The following is a 16,982-nucleotide window of genomic DNA, read 5'->3' as shown; positions in this document are numbered from 1 at the left end:
GGCTGGTTGCTTCTGACGGCGCTGTGGTGATGACCGCATTTGGCGGCTGCTCGACATTGTCGCGTCGCACCCTTGTCGCCGATCATTCCCGTCCGAACCGCTTCAGTACCGAGTCGAACGGAACAAAGGTGTGACCCGGCGCGGCAGGTTTGTTCGGATCGTGGTCCTTGAGCACCTTGAAAATCCGATGCGTGAGCGGCGAGGAAATCGCAAAGTCCTCGTAAGCTCGTTCGAGCGTCGCGCGCACCCTCGCGGCAATCACCTGGTCGGGCAGACCGGAGAAATCTTCTTCGGCGAGGTATTGGCCCACACGCTTCATGATATGGAGCCGCGAGACATTCAGTACCTTCGGGTCATAGGCGACGCCTAGGACTGAGAAGAATTCCTCTGCAGCCGACAAGCGCTTCAGTCGTGCGAGGATGTCGGTGACATCCATGGGGCGGCTGTCAGCGGAACAATTCATCGCAAAACTGTGGCCTTTGTGCGCTCGCGCACGGCTGACTTGGACCCGCACAGCTCGATGAGGGATGGCTCGCTGCACATTCCATCGTAGAGCTCGACCAGTCGAGTTGCAGTGACGGTCGATTTGGTCTCGGCCGCCTCGCGTCGGACGCGGGCCACCATCGCGGCTGCCAGATCCGGGTCGAGATCGCGACCGCTTTCGCTCAGCACATGGGCAATCGCAGTGGCGCCGGAATGCTTGCCGATGACGATCCGCCGGCAGCGGCCCACGAGAGTCGGATCGAGCCCCTGATAAGTACGCGAGTCCTTCAGCAGCCCTGCGACGTGAATGCCGGATTCGTGGGTGAAAACATCGGCGCCGACGACCGGCTTAGTGGCTGCGGTCTGCCGGCGGGCGGCCCAAGCCACCTGGGCGGCGAGGCCGGGCAATGCGGTCAGCTCAATGCCGGTGTCTGCGCCGTCGAAGACTGCCATTGCGGCGGCCACCTCCTCCAGCGCGGCATTGCCCGCACGCTCGCCGAGCCCCAGGACGGTGACGGAGGCATGGCGCGCGCCTGCGCGGATCGCCGCCAGCGTGTTGGCGCCAGCAAGTCCGAGATCGTTGTGCGCATGAAATTCAAGGTCGATTGGAGACTGCACCACGAGCTGGGCGACAAGTTCGAAGGTCGAAAACGGGTCGAGAACACCGACTGTGTCGGCCAGCCTCACGCGGCTTGCGCCGGCGCGTGCGGCCGTCTCGATGACGCGGGCGAGATGATCCCGATTGGCCCGCGAGGCATCCTCGCAGCCCACCGCGACGAAGAAGCCGGCATCGGCGGCGCGCCTGACCATATGATCGATGACCTGGAGCGCTCCCGCCTTGTCGAGGCCGAGCTTGGCGGCAAGTTGGATGTCCGACGCAGGCAGCGACAAATTGACCGCTTGGACGCCGCTCTCGATCGCTGCATCGAGATCCAACGACGTCATCCGGCACCAGGCCATGAGCCGAACCGGAAGACGCCGCGCTACCACGGCGCGAATTGTTTCCATCTCATCGACGCCCATGACCGGCGTGCCGATCTCGATCTCTGTCACGCCAGCCGCCGCAAGAGACTCAGCGATCTCCAGCTTTTCCGTCGTGGTGAAGGCGACGCCCGGCGCCTGCTCGCCATCGCGCAAGGTCGTATCGTTGAGGGAGACATGACCGGTCATGACAGGCAGCCTGTTCTTCTGCGGCTCACGCATAGACCGGACTACCCGGCCCAGAACCGGAAAAGCTGCGCAGCTTCCCCACGATTCCCGGCATGACCTCGAGCACCCGGTCGATGTCCTCTTCGCTGTTGTCCCGCGCCAAGGAGAAGCGGACTGCCGCGTGTGGCGTTTTCATCGCGCTTAGGACATGGCTTGGTTCCAGAGAGCCGGAGGTGCAGGCCGAGCCAGAGGAACACGCGATGCCAATGCGGCTGAGGAGAAGTGGAATTCCATCACTTTCGACATGTTCGAAGGAGATGTTTGCGGTGTTGGGCAACCGTTGCAAGGGATCACCAGTGACACAGGTGCTTGGGATGCGCTGGAGGATCCCGCCCTCCAGGCGATCGCGGAGCGACTTTACCCGTGTGGTCTCGTCGTCCATGAATTTCAAGGCGAGTTCGGCCGCCGTGCCGAGCCCGGCTATGCCGGGCGTATTCTCGGTTCCAGCACGCCGGTTGTGCTCTTGGTGACCCCCCTTGATCAGCGAATGGAAATCGACGCCACGTTTTACGAAAAGCGCACCGATCCCTTTCGGCCCGTGCAGCTTGTGGCCGGAGAGCGACAGCATGTCGATTGCGGTCGACTTCAGGTCCATCGGAAGCTTGCCGACCGCCTGCACAGCATCGGTATGGAATAGGGCGCCCACTTCCTTGGCCAACTCGGAAAGCCTTGCCACGGGGAAGATCACACCAGTCTCGTTGTTCGCCCACATTATTGACACGATTGCAACCTGTGGGGTGAGGGCGGCCATATAGGCGTCGAGATCGAGCCGACCACGGCAATCCACCGGGATCCTGTGCACCTTGAGGCGGCGGGTCTTCTCAAGATGCTCGCAGAGCGTCAGCACGGCGGGATGCTCGACCGCGGACGTCACGATCTCGGTTCGGTTGGGCGCCGCCTCGAGCGCTGAAAGAAGCGCTGCATTGTCGCTTTCTGTCCCACCCGAGGTGAAAGTGATCTCATCCTCGAACTCCGCGCCGATCAGAGCTTGCAACTGCCTCCGCGCCTTTCTCACCGCCGCACTGACTGAGGCGCCAAGAGCGTGTGCCGACGAAGGGTTGCCGAATTGATCCCTAAAGAACGGCAACATCGCTTGCACGACCTCAGGATCGACCCGTGTGGTTGCGTTGTTGTCGAGGTAGACAGGCTTCATAGGTGCGATCCTCAGTTAAACAGAATGACGCGAGCGCTAGACCGACTCGTTGAGCCTCTGGCGCATGCCGTTGATGATCATTTGAACTGGCAGTGCGCGCAGGCGCCCGGAGTGTTTGACGTAAACCGGATCTCCGTCGATATGGACCATGTTCGCAGTGGCCGTAGGTCAGCCGGCAGGTAAGGACGCCCGAACGCGATAACGCTACCGATGAGCCGAATTTGGCGCAGCGGCGCGATTTGTCCGCAAGCAGCTCGGGTGCCACCAGGAACCGAGCTGCTTCGGGAGGCGACGTTCTTTGAATCCTACTGGGAGCGAATGGCGGTCCCGAGATCGGCTTTGACCTTGTCTTGTTTTTTAGGACGGGGACATCTGTTGTGCCGGCCATATAAGTCTCCTCTGCCGCAAAATCACTCTGTCGGCCACACAGGCGCTTCGGGCGCTTAACTGAAGGACTTGCCGCAGCCGCACTTTTCGCGCGCATTGGGGTTATCGAAGACAAAACCGGAAGATTGGAGCCCGGTGAGGAAGTCGACGGTCATGCCGGCTACATGGGGTTGGGAGCCCGCGTCCACGAACAGCTTGACCCCATCTGTGTCAGTGATCGCGTCGCCCTCGCGCGACACGCTCTCCAGGCCCATTAAGTATTTGAAGCCTGCGCAGCCGCCGGCCTCGACCATAATGCGAAAGCCTTCCGCCGGCTCGCTGGCACGGCAAAGAGCAGTCTTGAAGGCGGCAACAGCGTTGTCGGTGAGCGTAATCATGGCTCCATTCTCCTCAGTCCGCGACCTGCTTGCCCATCACGTTGCATGCACCGTGCCAAAGCCAAAAAACGTTTCAACACAGCGCGGCATCTCTCGCACTGGTGCCTCTTGATTGCTGATAAGGTGTCGGCCAATCGACACGTGCTGTCGGGTTTGTCGGGTCCGGCACGAGGGATGTTGGCCTGAGTTCTTGGGTGAACTCACATCACCAAGGACAGAACTTCTTCTGAGCTTGCCTCGGCGCAATTGGCACGGTTTTTGAAGCTCCGTTTGGCGAGACGGCAAGAGCATGCCGATCCACAACCATGCCGTGGGTGCCATCGCGATGGATGGGGCGAAGCAAGGGAGTAACATGTCAGGACCGTGGTCAGATACGCGTTGTTGGCAAAGCAGCGCCGCTCGTGGCATCCGAATGCCCGCTTGGCCGATTGCGACAACATCCATACTGGCTCACCACCGCCCAGTAGCCGCCGACCGGCTCGATGGGATGCCATCGGCATGTGGCTGCTCGCCGGTTTTCGCATCGGTGCGACGCCGTGCGCACGCTGTCCAGCGACACCTTGTTCATGGGCCAGCAGCAGATCAGGATCGAGCATTTCGGCGCGCCTTATCGGCTGAAGATTCCCGGGCAGGGCAGATGATCCTCACACGTCGTAGAAACAGGGGTAAGCATGGACCAACGCGAGAAACCGTCGCCCGACGAAATCCGGCGGGCGTGCAAAGACAATCCGAAGATCCGGGAGCATGATCTCGCCGCTCGATTGGGCATTTCGGAAGCCGAGTTGGTCGCGGCGCATTGTGGTCACGGCGCGGTGCGCATCGAGCCGCGCGTCGATGATCTGCTGACCGGCCTCGAAGCGGTCGGCGAGGTGATGGCGGTCACCAGCAACGAAAGTGCCGTGCACCAAAAGATTGGCGTCTACGGCAAAGTGGTCACCGGCAACCAGCATGCCATACTGCTCGGCGACGAGATCGACCTGCGCATCTTCCCGAAAGCGTGGGCGTATGGCTTCGCCGTCGAGAAGCGCGAGGGGGCCGAGATCCGCCGCAGCCTGCAATTCTTTGATGCCACCGGCGAGGCGATGCACAAAGCTCATCTCACGCCCGCCTCGAACCTGCAGGCCTATCAGGATCTGACGGCAGAGCTTGTATCCCCCGACCAGGAGCCGATCATATCGCTCGAGGCGAGCGGGGCGCGCGATAACGCAGTGAGTCCAGACCACGCCACCACGGTCGACGACCTACGCGAGCACTGGGGCCGGCTAAGCGACGTGCATCAGTTCTACCATATGTTGAAGACACTGAAGCTCAGCCGCTGCCAGGCGATGCGTATGGCCGACGAGGATGACGCCTGGATACTCGACAATGATGCCATTGGCGCCCTGTTCCAACAGGCGGCCGAAGACGAGATGCCGATCATGTGCTTTGTCGGCAATCGTGGTTGCATTCAGATCCATTCCGGCCCGATCAGGTCGGTCAAGCAGATCGGGCCGCGGATCAATGTGCTCGAAGAGACCTTCCATCTGCATCTTAGGACCCATCGCATCCGCGAGGTCTGGGCCGTGCGCAAGCCGACGAGGGATGGTCACGTTACGTCCATTGAAGCCTATGGCGCGGACGGCAAGATGATCATCCAGTTCTTCGGCACGCGCAAGGAAGGCGAACGCGAGGGCAGCGACTGGCGGTTTCTGGCCGAGAGTCTGCCACGCGTTCCCGGTCCGACCTCCAGGGGTGTGTTGACTGCCGACAGGTCCTCGGATTGAATTGGCCGCGATAGGACTCAGCACCACGTTCCGACAGCGGCTCGCGAGCAAATCTAGGTCCATGAGCGGAAAGGATGCCGTCGTAGCGCATGCGCATGGTCAGGTGATGCACGCCGGAATGGACCGCATCTATACAGTCAAGCTGGTCGCCGGTCGGCACCGGTGCGCACGAGTGCATCGCCGTCTGCCGGAAAAGCCTTGCAGCGCCTGCGAGCGATAAAACGCATACGCCATCAGCGCCGAACCGAAGCGCGGCTTGGCCTTTTTGATATTTCCGATCGTCTCGCGCAAGCGCCGTCGGGTCTTCTCGGACCGCACCCGATCCTTGCGCTGGATCGCGTCATTGCTCAATCCGGGCCGTGCGAGCGATCTACTCGCTCGTCGACCGGCAGGCTGTGCAGCAACAGCCAAGCCGAACAGCCCGATGTCGCGGGCTCGACAAAACCGACCACGGATGTCGGTTGTCGGACGTTGTCATAAGAATGATGGACAGGTGATCATCAGCGGCAGACCCAGCGCAGGCTGGCATTGCTTGGTGCACCGCCATGGCTACCCTATCCGGCACGCGACTTGCTTCGACAATTTGATCAGCAGGGCAGAGGTGATTGACCAGTCTCTCAACCCTAACGGGGAAGCGGCCGCTTTGCTTCATGACCGGAGCGCGGCGGAGATGCCCCTCTGATCGACTTCGCAACCCATCTCATCCGCGCTGGTGCAGGTGGGCTGTATCAGGCGACAGAATCTAGAAGGCGCCCGACAAGAGACGTGCCCATGCTGGAAATCGACTTTATGAACAGCGGTGCAATCTCAATTGAGCCATGAACGCCAATGTAGAGAAAAAAAAATGGCGACCAACCCCGTTCCAGATCATGTCCCGCCCGAAATGGTGAGGGACTTCAGCCTGTTTACATCGCCAGGGATGCCACCAACACCCAACGGGGATCCACACGCAGCTGTCGCTTGCGTACATGACGGGCCTCCGATCTTTTACTCCCGCTACAACACGCAAGATGGCCGGGGTACCTGGGTCATCACCCGTGCCGCGGACCAGCGGAAGGTGCTGCAGGACGCAGAGACTTTTTCCAGCCATCGCAGCATCTTCTCCTCCATACTGGGTGAGAACTGGCCGACGATCCCGCTTGAGCTCGATCCACCGGCCCATGGCGTCTTTCGCTCACTGCTTAATCCGCTGCTTTCGCCAAAGCGGGTGTTGGCTTTGGAACCGGCTGTCCGCGAACGGGCGGTCGAGCTGATCGAAAGGATCGCCGCGTCGCGCACAAGCTGCGACGTGATGAAGGATTTTGCCTTTCCTTTCGCGGTGAGCACCTTTCTTCGCTTTCTGGGGTTGCCTGATGACCGACTCGATACATTCGTCGGCTGGGGGAAAGATCTGCTCCACGGCGACGATAAGGAACGACCTGTGGCTGCCCGGACGATCGTGGCATTCATCGACGAACTTGCAGCCATGCGCCGCGATGAGGCGGTTGACGATTTCATGACCTTTATAGTGCAGGCACAGGTCGAGGGCCGCCGGCTGACTGACACCCAAGTCCGCGGCATCGGCGTGCTTGTCTTCGTCGCTGGGCTCGACACGGTCGCAGCAGCTATAGGCTTTGACTTGGCGTACCTCGCACGCAACCTCAAAGATCAGCAATTGCTGCGGAGCGAACCGGACCGCATCCCGCTCGCAACCGAAGAATTGCTGCGGGCCTATCCGCCCATTCAGTTGATCCGCGTGGCCACGAAAGATATCGACTTCGAAGGCGCGCCGATCCGGAAGGGGGACTATGTTTCCTGCGCCACGATGATTGCCAATCGTGACCCGGCGGAATTCGAATGCCCCAACACGATTGATTTGGAGCGGGAGGACAACCGCCACGCAGCGTTTGGCTATGGTCCCCACCGTTGCCTTGGCTCACACCTTGCCCGGCGCGAGATTGTCATTGGCCTGGAGGAGTGGCTGGCGCGCATCCCGGCTTTCAGGATCAAGCAGGGTACGGCGCCGATAACTTCTGGCGGCCATGTGTTCGGGATCGAAAATTTGATCCTGGACTGGTCTTAGGCCCGCCCCGAGCCCGGGCACAGACAATGGAGGCAGCGCCATGCGCATCATCGTCCAAAAGGCCAAATGCCAGGGCCACGCGCGATGCGCGGCGCAAGCGCCGGACATCTTTAAACTCGATAATGACGGTTACATCCTGCCTGGTGACATTGAAGTTGCGGAAGGGGAGGAACTGCCTGCATCACGAGGCGCGCGATCCTGTCCTGAACGTGCGCTGGAACTGACTCGCTGACGCTCTGGATGAGACAGCATTCAACCGTGAGTCTGGCGGCTTGAACCATGTGGCCGCACTCAGCACGCGACCTCTGTCCCGCACGGTTCACGTCCAACTCTGCGGGGCAAATTCCGGGCGCCAGTGTTCCCCGTGAGGCGCAAACGGCAGGGCCGGGGTTCGCGAACCTCTTCGAATCACAGAATTTGCGCCAGAGCCGATGGACCAGACGAGAATTGCCGAACTACTCGACGCGAGGCGACCCGGAGTGCCGTACCGAAGAACTGCCCGACCCATGTTGCGGCAGGCCGGGTCTCTGCATGATTTGATAGGGCGAAACCAGGAGAACGCACCATATTTGCCCAACATTATGCCCGGCTCAGCACCGGCCAATGGCCGCAGCTGGAGAGAAGGTTCGACCAGCATGTGCTTGCCTGTGTGCTTTCACGTGCGCTCGAGGAGATCGAGGCCGGCGAGGCGACGGCGACGGAGGCAACCGGACTTTCGCGCGCCGAGTTGCGCGATGTCCTGTCCCGCTGTTTCCCTGCTTTTCCTATCAACGCGTTTGCCTTGGAAGAGGGGAGCGAGCCTGAGCCGGATCTGGAAGAAGAACTTCTGCGCGGACTGCTGCTGGCGCATGCCCGGCCCGACGACAAGGCAAGCGCCCGCTTCGCCAAGATCATCGCCCGGCGTGCCATGCGCAATGACCACCTCTGGCAAGACCTTGGCCTTTTTAGTCGAAGCGACCTCGGCCGCCTGCTCGCCTCGCATTTTCCGACGCTGGCGGCCGGCAACACCCAAAACATGAAATGGAAAAAATACTTTTACCGAAAGCTCTGCGAGGCCGAAGGCTTTTCGCTGTGCAGCTCCCCCAGTTGCCGGGACTGCAATGATTTCGAAAGCTGCTTCGGCCCGGAGGAAGGCGAAAGCCGCCTCACACGGACCAAGGACAACGCCCAGGATTGAGAGCCGCTTGCGTCAGTCGTACAGCGTCAGAGCTCGCGCCGCGCCATCTGTCTGTTGTCAAATCTCGACGGACGCCTTGGGGGATTTGAATACTGTGCGCTCGCGATGCTCGCTTCGGCAGGTCGTCGTCATGGCAGGCGCGAGTCGAATGTTTGTTAGATGCCGCCACAACCTAAGCCGGCATCATCAATCGCTACAAGCGCAAGGAGTTGAAGGACACGTTGCGCGATCTTGAGCAGGCCGGACTTGGTGACCAGCTCGTTAGGTTTTCCAATTCATGAGTGGCTAGAGCGATGGCTGTACTGGCGTTCGATCTCGTCTATTTTTCCGGCCTGACGGCAGACCAACTGCTAGGCAGCGTCATCTCACTTCTGGCGTGTTTGCTCCTCTATAACTGATACGATTTTAGGAAACGGGGTCTGCAGTGTTTTCTTCCGCTTCGGCGCCACATAGCTTTCAACCAGGCGAAATGCTCGACGTCGACAGTTACCAGCGGCCGTAGGTTGATGGTCACCGTGTTTGGCGCTCAGAACTTCCTCCGTGCTAGTCAATGGTGAGCATCGGAAGCGATTTTGCAGGTTTTGCGCTGACGGGATTCTGGCTCGGCCCGCCGGTCGGGTTCGTCAAAAGGTGCTAATATAGCGTTGTATGTCCGATCGGCGGTAGTAGCCGCTTACTGATCGCCGGACGGTCATCCCTGAACATTGTTGCACCGCACCTGGAGTGCTTAGGGAATGATATTATCTGACAAATGGAAAAATCACGTAGGAGCCAAAGTAAAATTTTATTATATCTGACTCCTGAGAATTAGCAAGTAATGATCCTAGAACGAATCTTTCGCGGGCCGTTAAGTTGTTTTTCAACTCTAGTGCGTCACTATGGGGTCCGTAGGTCCCAAAAAATGTCCCATCCTTTGCAGGGCAACAAGGAGGCGTACTATGGCAAGAATTTTTGAAATTCTTACGGGCAGTCTGACTGCCGGATGTGTTCTCGTAATTCTTTGCATGCCAGCGACTGCAGCTGGAATTAATGTCGGAGGCGTCGGCGGGGTATCCGTCGGCAGCGGAGGCGCCAGCGCTAATGTGGGCGGCAACAGCGGCGCTACGGCTAGCGTATCCCTAGGCGGTTCTGGGGCAAATGCCGCAGCCTCCGTCGGCGGCACTGGCGGAGCGACTGCTTCCATCGGCACCGGCCGCGCCAATGTCGGTGTCGTCACCGGGGTCGGTACCGACGTAAATGTCGGCGTTGGAACCAATCCAGCCGCCAACCCCAGCAACCCGACCGCTTCGAGCACCCCGAATCTGGCTAGCGTTGTCGGCGATATGTCGAACGCCCAGGTCACTCGGATGAAGAAGCGCTGCGTCGAAGTGCTTAGCAACGAAGATACCTATGATCGTGAGCTGCGCCGGCTCTGCTTGCTGATCTCGCGCCGCTAACCAGCGACCCCTTTCCGACCTGTCGGGGCTGTCGACATGACACTCTCCAGTTCCGGCAGTGGAAGCCCGCCCGCCGAAAGGTTGGCGGGCTTTTACAGTCAGCGTTTTTCCATCCGCAGCAGGCAGGATGTTTAGGCACTTTCGCGTATGTAAACGTTGACACTTAAGGCGCTTTCGCCTCGTAGGAAAGTTGTGTAACGCCTTGTTCTTGAACAAAAAATGTGAGAACGCCTAGTTGCTTAAGCGAAAAGCGCCTTACCGAGCGGATATCAAAAATAAACATTGTAGCGATCTTGCAACCGCCCGAGGCCGCTTTTACGCGTTCGGAGCAAGTCTAGGCCGATAAGTCATCGTTTTGCTTATGTTTCTTCACGTCACGGTGGCGGTAGGTGTAGCCGGGAATGTCCTGCAAATGGAACGTATTGCCGGGAGGCGAGTAGCGGTAGATAAATCCGAATTGGTCGGTGATCCCGTTGACGCTCGTATAAGTGATCTCGCCATACAGATACATATGGAAGGGAACCCGCCCCTATGTGAGTATCGGACAGGAAAAGCTCATTCAGCACATTGTTTGTGATAGGGCCGCCGCGATCAAAAGCTGCAGGGCTAAGAGCATCGTCTGCCCCGAGCACCCGTTCAACGTCATTGATTTCTCCGGGATGGTAATGCGGAGTTGGCGGCAAGTTGCAAAGCCGGAGGCTCGCCCGAATCTCGTTTATGATGGCAGGAGTGCGTCCGAAATTCTTGATCGAGTATGCCGCTTCCGGAATTGGTCTTTTGTTGTCGGGCTTGTCAGCCCAATCGTGCGTCACCCCCACCAACGGTTTGGTGGCGGTGACGAACAAATACGGGCGCTCGATATCGAGCAAAGCCTTTTCGGCAATGTCGGCGCTGCGCTGGGTGTGCCTAGCAGCCTCTTTGGCGTAGTAAGCAGCGGCCATAGCAGCGGCGAGCGTGAAAGCACCCACGATAGCGCCAATGGTGGTCCAGTTCGCCGACTGTTGGGCAGCGTCGGCAGCGTTCCACTGGGCACACAGATCGGAACTGCGATCATCGTGACCTGCTTGGCATGGGTTAGTGTAACTTGGGGGTTCATTTGCCTGTTGGACTGGCGGAGGCTTGCCGCAACAGGGTTGCCTATGGTCTCTTGATGCTGTTCGGAATGTTGGGGCTGAGTGCTCTTGCGCTCGTCTGGCGGTAAGGCCGCCCCGAGTAAAACTACTCCGAAAGCCGCAATGAGGATGCCCCGATAGCGTCTAAGCATTGCAGTAAGAACGCAGCGCTAAAGCCCCCCGGCTTATTTTGTTGTTCAAATTACGCTCGGTTTCGTGAATGTCCATAGTCGCCAATTTTTCGGCGAGTTGGGCATAGGTAACGCCCTTCCGCTTCAACTCTGACTTCAAAAGGTTCTTGGCTTTCGTCTCGTATTCGACGGTCTGCGGGTCGTCCTTGCCTGCCATAGCCTCGCCTCAAAAAATATCATCACAGTCGGTGGTACAGGCCCCTGTATTTGGCGATACAAGCCCCGCATATAACCGGATATGATGACAATAGCCCCACACTTCCTCCTTTCCGCCGAAAGCCGCTCCCTTTCTCTGAAAGAGATTTACAAGGTGGCGAGGAAAAGGCTTACGACGCGTTCAAGCGCCTTCGCTGGGCTTCGACTCAAGGCGAGCCTGTTTGCGGGAAATGCGGGTGCCTGGATCATTACGACATTCCGACCCGTCGCAAGTTCAAGTGCGCCGCTTGCGGGGGCGCAGTTCTCGGTTACGAGGGCACGATCTTCGCCTTGGCGCAAGCTGTCGTTTGTCGATCTGCTCGCCGCGATCTGCCTGTTTGTTAACGGCGCGAAGGGCATGTCGGCGGTCCAGTTCTCTCGCGATCTGGACGTGCAGTACAAGACCGCCTTTGTGCTGGCTCACAAGCTGCGCGAAGCCTGTCGGCTGAAACCAAGAACGAAACCCTTGAAGGCGAGGTCGAGATTGACGGCGCTTACTTTGGTGGCGTGGTGCGCGCCGAGGGCGCGCGCTTCTGCTACTGCGCGAACGCCTCTGGAGTCGATTTTTAGCAGCTCATTGGCGTGATCTTCAGTTCCTTCGCCACAAAGCCCGGCGGAGAAGAGTATGCTGCCTGGCCTATTCATTGGCCCGAGTCCGCTTGCCACGGCAGCTATCGTTGTCATTTTTACATCAGACGATCGTCTCGTGAGCAGTGGACCGCAAAGTTGCGAAGACGCAGTTGCCCTTTGCTTCTACTGTGCATAGAAGCCATTTGTGCGGGCAGAGGTACAAAAATGGGTGCGGTGCTGTGGGAATAAAATTCGAAAAGCTAAATAAACTGCGGGAGTCTCTACTAGAGGCAAATCACGATTTCCGCGCCAGCACCCAATTGTTCAATAGCTTGGATGTCGCGAAAATTGATCGCGAAATGGATCTTGAAGGTCGGGGAACGCAGCGAGGCGAGGCTAACCAGCCCCCGAAAACGGCCAAGAATTTCGACGATATAGAGCACACAGTTATCGAGAGGGTCGAGGACGAAAAGAAGGCCGCACATCACACACTCGAAGACAGCCTACAGCTACTCTCCGGCCGATTGGCTGGCCTCGACTTTGAAGAGCAGTTTGGTCTGATCCGTCAGGCGAACGCCGCCAGTGTTTCCGATTTCAAGGCCTCGATCGCGGTGGGCCTGGACGAACTTCACGGATTGCGCAAATCGCTCAACGATGCGGAGAAAGAACACGACTGGTTCAAACAGAAGCACGGGCTTGTCCGGGCTGTGAGGGTTCAACACGGAGCGGCCCATGGTTTCCGAGTGTCCCTGCTAATCTTCCTGTTCCTCATTGAAACGGCGATGAACGGAAATTTCCTCGCAAAGGGAAATGAACAGGGATTCTTTGGCGGGCTCCTCGAAGCCGCCGCTTTCTCGTTTTTGAACATCGGCGCCGCTCTGCTGCTCGCAATATTCTGTGCACGCCTGGTGACTCACAGATCGCTTTTTGTGAAGTTGATCGGCGCGCTGTCGATAGTGGCCTATATCGGCTTGGCATTGACCATAAACCTAGCGCTTGCGCATTACCGCGAGGTTAGCGGGTCCTTTGTGGACGGAGCCGGCGTCGAGGTCGTGCGCAGCATGCTCGCCAATCCGGCTGGCCTTATGGACGTGAAATCCTGGCTTCTGTTCGGCATTGGTCTCATGTTTTCGATCTTTGCGTTTATCGACGGCTGGTTCGTTCTCGACCCATACCCGGGCTATGCGGGTGTCGAAAACAGATTGGTGGCTCGCCGGGAAGACTACATCGAGCGCAAGAGCGAGCTCATCGAGGCTCTGCAAGAGGTGCGCGATGAGCACAACGAGAAGGTGGAGGACATCGTCAAGCGGCTGGGGAGCAGACGCAGGGAGCATCGAGCGATCATCGACCATCGGTCGAGGCTGCTGACGCTCTTTGCGCAGCATCAAGACCAGCTGGAGCGAGCCTGCAACCAGCTTCTCTCAAAGTACAGGGAGGCCAATTTCCAGGCCCGCACAGAGCCAGCGCCAAAACATTTTGCCACACCCTACAAACTTGAGCGCATAAAACCCCTGATATCGTCCGACGATGAATGGAGCGAGAAGGACCTGGGCGCCTCAATTCGTGACGCGCAGGAAGAACTCAACGCTCAGGTGCGGCTCATCGGGCTGGAATGCGAGCGCGGGATCGAACAGTACCGAGATCTCGACAAGCTTCATCCGGATAGCGTGAATGGCTAGGCGGGGTCGCAGAAGAAAGAAAGGCAGTGGCGGCACAATTGTCGCAGCAGCCGGATTGGCCGTGCTGTCGGCTGTGATGCTGGCCGGTTTTGTTTGGATGTGGTCGAGATCCGGGAAGGACCAAATCGACATCAGCACGAATTGCCCACTGAACGGACCTGTGAGCCTGACAGCGGTCTTGATCGACGCCACCGACCCGATTTCGCCGATAACCATGGCGGATCTGAAGAATGAATTCCGCAAGACCATTGGGCGCGTCGAGCCTGGCGGCTATCTCAAGATATTGACGCTGGGCGCGAGGCCCGGCGACCTGACTGTGATGTTTGATGGATGCAATCCGGGCGACGGCTCGACGGTCGACAGCTGGACGAACAATCCGTCTCGGCGGCAGAAGAAATGGGAAGATGCGTTCGAGGACCCTTTGACGAACCTTCCCGACCAGATTCCCAATGGAGAATCCGCGAGCCAATCTCCGATCATGGCCGGAATTCAGAAAATCAAACTGTCGCTATTCGATAGCAGTTTGGCCAAAGAGAAGACCGCTAAGCGAATAATAGTCGCGTCAGATATGATCGAACATACGGCGCTGTACTCACAATATCGTTCGGGTCTCGATTATCAGAAGTACCTTGATAGCGCGGCTGACAGGACTTACGGGACATCGCTCGATGGCGTCGGGTTTACGATACTCTACGTCGATAGGGCGAAGAAGCCATTTGGCTCTTTCGAACATGCAGAGTTCTGGACCCGGTGGGTTCAAAGCCATCATGGTGATTTTGAGAAGCTGGTAGGGTTGGAGGGGTTAAACTAATGGCCAAGAAGCGAGGGGAGTCGTTCTTAGGACATCCGAGCCTGCCCCTTTTCGTCTTTGCGACGCTAACCCTGGGTGGCTGCGTGTTCATCGCAATAGCCAAGCTGTCGGGCGTAGACCCTATAATGGCGGCGAGCGCACCGGTGTGCCTGATGCTCATCTATCTTGCCGCGTCCGTCTTCACCGGCAAGCTACGGCTCCACGATGAGCAAACAGGCGACAATCTCTACTACATGGGTTTCCTGTTTACGTTGACGAGTCTCGGCGTATCGCTGTTTCAGTTTGGTTCCGAAGGATCCACCGACACAATCGTGAGGAACTTTGGTATCGCGGTGACGTCGACGATCACGGGCATTGCTTTGCGGATCTTTTACAATCAGATGCGCCGCGATCCTGCCGACATCGAACGGACGGTCAGGCACGAACTCGCGGATATGACGCGGCGTGTAAGAGCCGAGATGGAAAGTGTAACCAGGGAATTCGCTGACTTTCGCCGCGTAAGCAATCAGATGTTGGAGGAGGGTTTTGCCGAAATCGCCGTTCAAGCGGAGCGGAACGGAGAGCACATAAGATCGGCCCTGGATAAAATCGCGATGGAATCGATCAGACCAGTTCAAGAGGCCTCGGGAAAGCTCAGCAATGCTTTGAGCCACAATTTTGGGCAGATCGAAAGTCAGTTCTCGTCGATCGCACAGCGCGTCGAGGCGGCAGCCGATCTGCTCGACAAAGCCAACAGCTCAATGTCCTCTTCAGTTGGCAGACTGGGTGAACAGGCCGAAAGCGTAGCCACCAAGTTGGAGAAGGTTGTCGTCCCTGATGAGGTCCTTAAGAACGATCTGGCGCCGATGGTGAAACTTCTTGGCAGCGCGGTCGCTCAGTATGCTGTCAAAACAGAGACGGCTTCGCAGGAACAAGAAGCCCGCATGGCGGGCATCGTTGATGCTGTGGCTAAAGTGGCCGCAGGTGTGGAAAAGGCTGTGGCAGCCGCAGAGCAAACAGCGGAGAGCGTCCAAGCGCAACAACGCTTGACCCAGGCGCTTGCCGCAGTGGTGCAAAAGCAAAGCAAGGACACCGAAGACCTTGTCGCAACCTTGGCAGGAAGAACCCTTCACGCGCCGAGGCATGTTCCCCCTCTCAACGCTCCTATCGCGATTGAACAGCCACTGGCAGATCTGGCCGCAAATGACACCGTCGAGAGCGCACCAATTCGGGTCGAGCCTGAGCCCCAACCAGACGCTTTCCAAACTCTGGGAAGCGAGCCTCCCGCCGAACGAACGGAACCGCCTAAGCGAACCAGTTGGTGGGGCAGGTGAGTGACGCTGGCGGGACTTCGGTCGCCTTCGAGCGCAAGGGTTTTGGCCGCGGTTTGATACTGGGCCTGACCATGGCCGAGACGATGCTGCTTTTGGTGTTCTGCCTGTTGCTAGCAGCCGGTGCTATCATCACGAAAAAGCAGAAAGAGACCGATGAGGCACTGCGAGCCACTCAATCAAACAAGGAAAACGTGCAGAGGCTCGAAGCCGAGAACAAGCGGCTTCTGGCTCAGATAAAAGCGGTGTTTCAGCCCACGAGGGGAGGAACCGTTCCCGACGAACAATGGCGCGAGCTGGTCCTGGCCAAGGATGCTGTTAAGTCGGTCAAGGAAGCAGGTATTTCTCTGGAGGAGGTCGTGCGAAATGCCCCTGTCGCGAAAGTCCTTGCGGACAACGACATAAGCATTGATCAGACCAAGGCCATGATAGATGCGGCGAAGGTCTTGAGAGAATTTGGTTACGCCGGCACCGACAAAGGGCTGCAGGATCTGGCTGATGTGCTCAAGGAGGCTGCAGAGCCGACGCAAGCAGCAAAACCTCACGATTGGCCGCCGATCATCAGTCTCAGCGAACTGGATGGCTATAATTTCGATACCGGAAGCGCAGAGCTTTCGAATGCCTTCAAAACAAAGTTGCGCGATCTTGCGAAGACCATCGCCGGGACTGCGACCTCGTACGGTGTCGACGTGATTGAGGTAATTGGACACACGGACGAACAGGCAATGGCGGGCGAATCCTCCAACATGGACAAGGGGCTCCAACCGGTCCTGTCAGGGAAAGTGGAAATCGGCTCACTCCATCCCGCCGACAATGCCGGTCTTGGGCTGGCCCGCGCGATTTCAGTTACAAGTGTGCTCAGTGACATGCCCGCATTAAAGGGGTTTACGATTTTGCCGATGTCTGGTGGTCAGCTCATCCTGCCCGGCGATCATCTCACCGACGGAGCGCAGATTGGCGATGTACGGGCTCGAAGGCGCATCGAGATTAGGGTGAGGCAGCGATCAAAATTGGCGCCGGTTGGTGGCGCCAAGCCATGAATGGGGACGAGAGACTGGCGCCTTAGT

16 protein-coding genes and 1 pseudogene are annotated in these 16,982 nt (G+C 58.4%); 11 read left to right on the top strand and 6 right to left on the bottom strand.

What is annotated here, in order from left to right; translation table 11 throughout:
- Positions 1 to 82: 82 nt before the first annotated feature.
- The 4 genes from nifW to NKI64_RS27495 all read right to left on the bottom strand — a co-directional run bounded on the left by nifW (position 83) and on the right by NKI64_RS27495 (position 3,609).
- The gene (gene nifW, locus NKI64_RS27510) at positions 83 to 463 is read right to left on the bottom strand and encodes a nitrogenase stabilizing/protective protein NifW (protein ID WP_023687348.1); all 381 of its coding nucleotides are present in this window, start codon (positions 461 to 463) and stop codon (positions 83 to 85) included.
- Positions 460 to 1,653 carry a homocitrate synthase gene (gene nifV / locus NKI64_RS27505; RefSeq protein ID WP_352671272.1) on the bottom strand — a complete coding sequence of 398 codons (1,194 nt, stop codon included), beginning with the start codon at positions 1,651 to 1,653 and terminating at the stop codon, positions 460 to 462. Before nifV ends, nifW begins: the two co-directional genes overlap by 4 nt.
- Before the next feature lie 25 nt (positions 1,654 to 1,678).
- Entirely contained in the window at positions 1,679 to 2,845 is a 1,167-nt protein-coding gene (gene nifS / locus NKI64_RS27500; RefSeq protein ID WP_023672209.1) for a cysteine desulfurase NifS, read from the bottom strand.
- A 443-nt stretch (positions 2,846 to 3,288) separates the two neighbouring features.
- The gene (locus NKI64_RS27495; RefSeq protein ID WP_023672207.1) at positions 3,289 to 3,609 is read right to left on the bottom strand and encodes a HesB/IscA family protein; all 321 of its coding nucleotides are present in this window, start codon (positions 3,607 to 3,609) and stop codon (positions 3,289 to 3,291) included.
- Positions 3,610 to 4,145: 536 nt separating this feature from the next.
- On the opposite strand from NKI64_RS27495, the gene hemP reads away from it, so the two are divergent.
- The 6 genes from hemP to NKI64_RS27465 all read left to right on the top strand — a co-directional run bounded on the left by hemP (position 4,146) and on the right by NKI64_RS27465 (position 10,047).
- Positions 4,146 to 4,250: a hemin uptake protein HemP gene (gene hemP, locus NKI64_RS27490; RefSeq protein ID WP_023685012.1), complete on the top strand. Its 105-nt coding sequence runs from the start codon at positions 4,146 to 4,148 to the stop codon at positions 4,248 to 4,250.
- A 30-nt stretch (positions 4,251 to 4,280) separates the two neighbouring features.
- A complete protein-coding gene (locus NKI64_RS27485) occupies positions 4,281 to 5,372 on the top strand; it encodes a hemin-degrading factor (RefSeq protein WP_352671269.1) in 1,092 nt (363 codons plus the stop codon).
- An 844-nt stretch (positions 5,373 to 6,216) separates the two neighbouring features.
- Positions 6,217 to 7,434 (top strand): cytochrome P450, encoded by a 1,218-nt coding sequence (locus tag NKI64_RS27480; RefSeq protein WP_023727121.1) that lies wholly within the window; start codon positions 6,217 to 6,219, stop codon positions 7,432 to 7,434.
- Between the two features lie 40 nt (positions 7,435 to 7,474).
- A complete protein-coding gene (locus tag NKI64_RS27475) occupies positions 7,475 to 7,666 on the top strand; it encodes a ferredoxin (RefSeq protein ID WP_081725572.1) in 192 nt (63 codons plus the stop codon).
- Between the two features lie 333 nt (positions 7,667 to 7,999).
- Positions 8,000 to 8,611: a nitrogen fixation protein NifQ gene (locus tag NKI64_RS27470; protein WP_023687343.1), complete on the top strand. Its 612-nt coding sequence runs from the start codon at positions 8,000 to 8,002 to the stop codon at positions 8,609 to 8,611.
- A gap of 938 nt (positions 8,612 to 9,549) precedes the next feature.
- Positions 9,550 to 10,047 (top strand): hypothetical protein, encoded by a 498-nt coding sequence (locus NKI64_RS27465; protein ID WP_023687341.1) that lies wholly within the window; start codon positions 9,550 to 9,552, stop codon positions 10,045 to 10,047.
- Positions 10,048 to 10,421: 374 nt separating this feature from the next.
- On the opposite strand, the gene NKI64_RS27460 is transcribed toward NKI64_RS27465, so the two are convergent.
- Positions 10,422 to 11,015 (bottom strand): hypothetical protein, encoded by a 594-nt coding sequence (locus NKI64_RS27460; protein WP_155923866.1) that lies wholly within the window; start codon positions 11,013 to 11,015, stop codon positions 10,422 to 10,424.
- A 288-nt stretch (positions 11,016 to 11,303) separates the two neighbouring features.
- Positions 11,304 to 11,507, bottom strand: coding sequence for a DUF6471 domain-containing protein (locus tag NKI64_RS27455; RefSeq protein WP_023731283.1), 204 nt, complete (start codon positions 11,505 to 11,507; stop codon positions 11,304 to 11,306).
- Positions 11,508 to 11,597: 90 nt separating this feature from the next.
- On the opposite strand from NKI64_RS27455, the pseudogene NKI64_RS27450 reads away from it, so the two are divergent.
- From NKI64_RS27450 to NKI64_RS27430, 5 genes and pseudogenes are all read left to right on the top strand, one after another.
- Positions 11,598 to 12,076: pseudogene (locus tag NKI64_RS27450) on the top strand (transposase); the annotation flags it as partial.
- Positions 12,077 to 12,360: 284 nt separating this feature from the next.
- Complete coding sequence (locus tag NKI64_RS27445) at positions 12,361 to 13,794, top strand: hypothetical protein (RefSeq protein WP_023687339.1); 1,434 nt, start codon at positions 12,361 to 12,363, stop codon at positions 13,792 to 13,794.
- A complete protein-coding gene (locus NKI64_RS27440) occupies positions 13,787 to 14,605 on the top strand; it encodes a hypothetical protein (protein ID WP_023687338.1) in 819 nt (272 codons plus the stop codon). The genes NKI64_RS27445 and NKI64_RS27440 overlap by 8 nt, the downstream gene beginning before the upstream one ends.
- Positions 14,605 to 15,918 carry a methyl-accepting chemotaxis protein gene (locus NKI64_RS27435; protein ID WP_352671263.1) on the top strand — a complete coding sequence of 438 codons (1,314 nt, stop codon included), beginning with the start codon at positions 14,605 to 14,607 and terminating at the stop codon, positions 15,916 to 15,918. The genes NKI64_RS27440 and NKI64_RS27435 overlap by 1 nt, the downstream gene beginning before the upstream one ends.
- The gene (locus NKI64_RS27430; RefSeq protein ID WP_031198374.1) at positions 15,915 to 16,955 is read left to right on the top strand and encodes an OmpA family protein; all 1,041 of its coding nucleotides are present in this window, start codon (positions 15,915 to 15,917) and stop codon (positions 16,953 to 16,955) included. Before NKI64_RS27435 ends, NKI64_RS27430 begins: the two co-directional genes overlap by 4 nt.
- The last annotated feature ends 27 nt before the right edge of the window (positions 16,956 to 16,982 follow it).

Source organism: Mesorhizobium sp. M0478 (assembly GCF_040321305.1).
Classification (GTDB): Bacteria; Pseudomonadota; Alphaproteobacteria; order Rhizobiales; family Rhizobiaceae; genus Mesorhizobium.
Note: the sequence above shows the minus strand (reverse complement) of the source record. Positions and strands in the feature narration are given on the sequence as shown.

Excerpts from the sequence above, each read along its gene's own strand:
- NKI64_RS27455 (WP_023731283.1), bottom strand. The coding sequence starts at position 11,507 with ATGGCAGGCAAGGACGACCCGCAGACCGTCGAATACGAGACGAAAGCC.
- NKI64_RS27475 (WP_081725572.1), top strand. The coding sequence starts at position 7,475 with ATGCGCATCATCGTCCAAAAGGCCAAATGCCAGGGCCACGCGCGATGC.
- nifV (WP_352671272.1), bottom strand. The coding sequence starts at position 1,653 with ATGACCGGTCATGTCTCCCTCAACGATACGACCTTGCGCGATGGCGAG.
- NKI64_RS27485 (WP_352671269.1), top strand. The coding sequence starts at position 4,281 with ATGGACCAACGCGAGAAACCGTCGCCCGACGAAATCCGGCGGGCGTGC.
- NKI64_RS27495 (WP_023672207.1), bottom strand. The coding sequence starts at position 3,609 with ATGATTACGCTCACCGACAACGCTGTTGCCGCCTTCAAGACTGCTCTT.
- NKI64_RS27435 (WP_352671263.1), top strand. The coding sequence starts at position 14,605 with ATGGCCAAGAAGCGAGGGGAGTCGTTCTTAGGACATCCGAGCCTGCCC.
- nifW (WP_023687348.1), bottom strand. The coding sequence starts at position 463 with ATGAATTGTTCCGCTGACAGCCGCCCCATGGATGTCACCGACATCCTC.
- NKI64_RS27465 (WP_023687341.1), top strand. The coding sequence starts at position 9,550 with ATGGCAAGAATTTTTGAAATTCTTACGGGCAGTCTGACTGCCGGATGT.
- NKI64_RS27480 (WP_023727121.1), top strand. The coding sequence starts at position 6,217 with ATGGCGACCAACCCCGTTCCAGATCATGTCCCGCCCGAAATGGTGAGG.
- nifS (WP_023672209.1), bottom strand. The coding sequence starts at position 2,845 with ATGAAGCCTGTCTACCTCGACAACAACGCAACCACACGGGTCGATCCT.
- NKI64_RS27440 (WP_023687338.1), top strand. The coding sequence starts at position 13,787 with ATGGCTAGGCGGGGTCGCAGAAGAAAGAAAGGCAGTGGCGGCACAATT.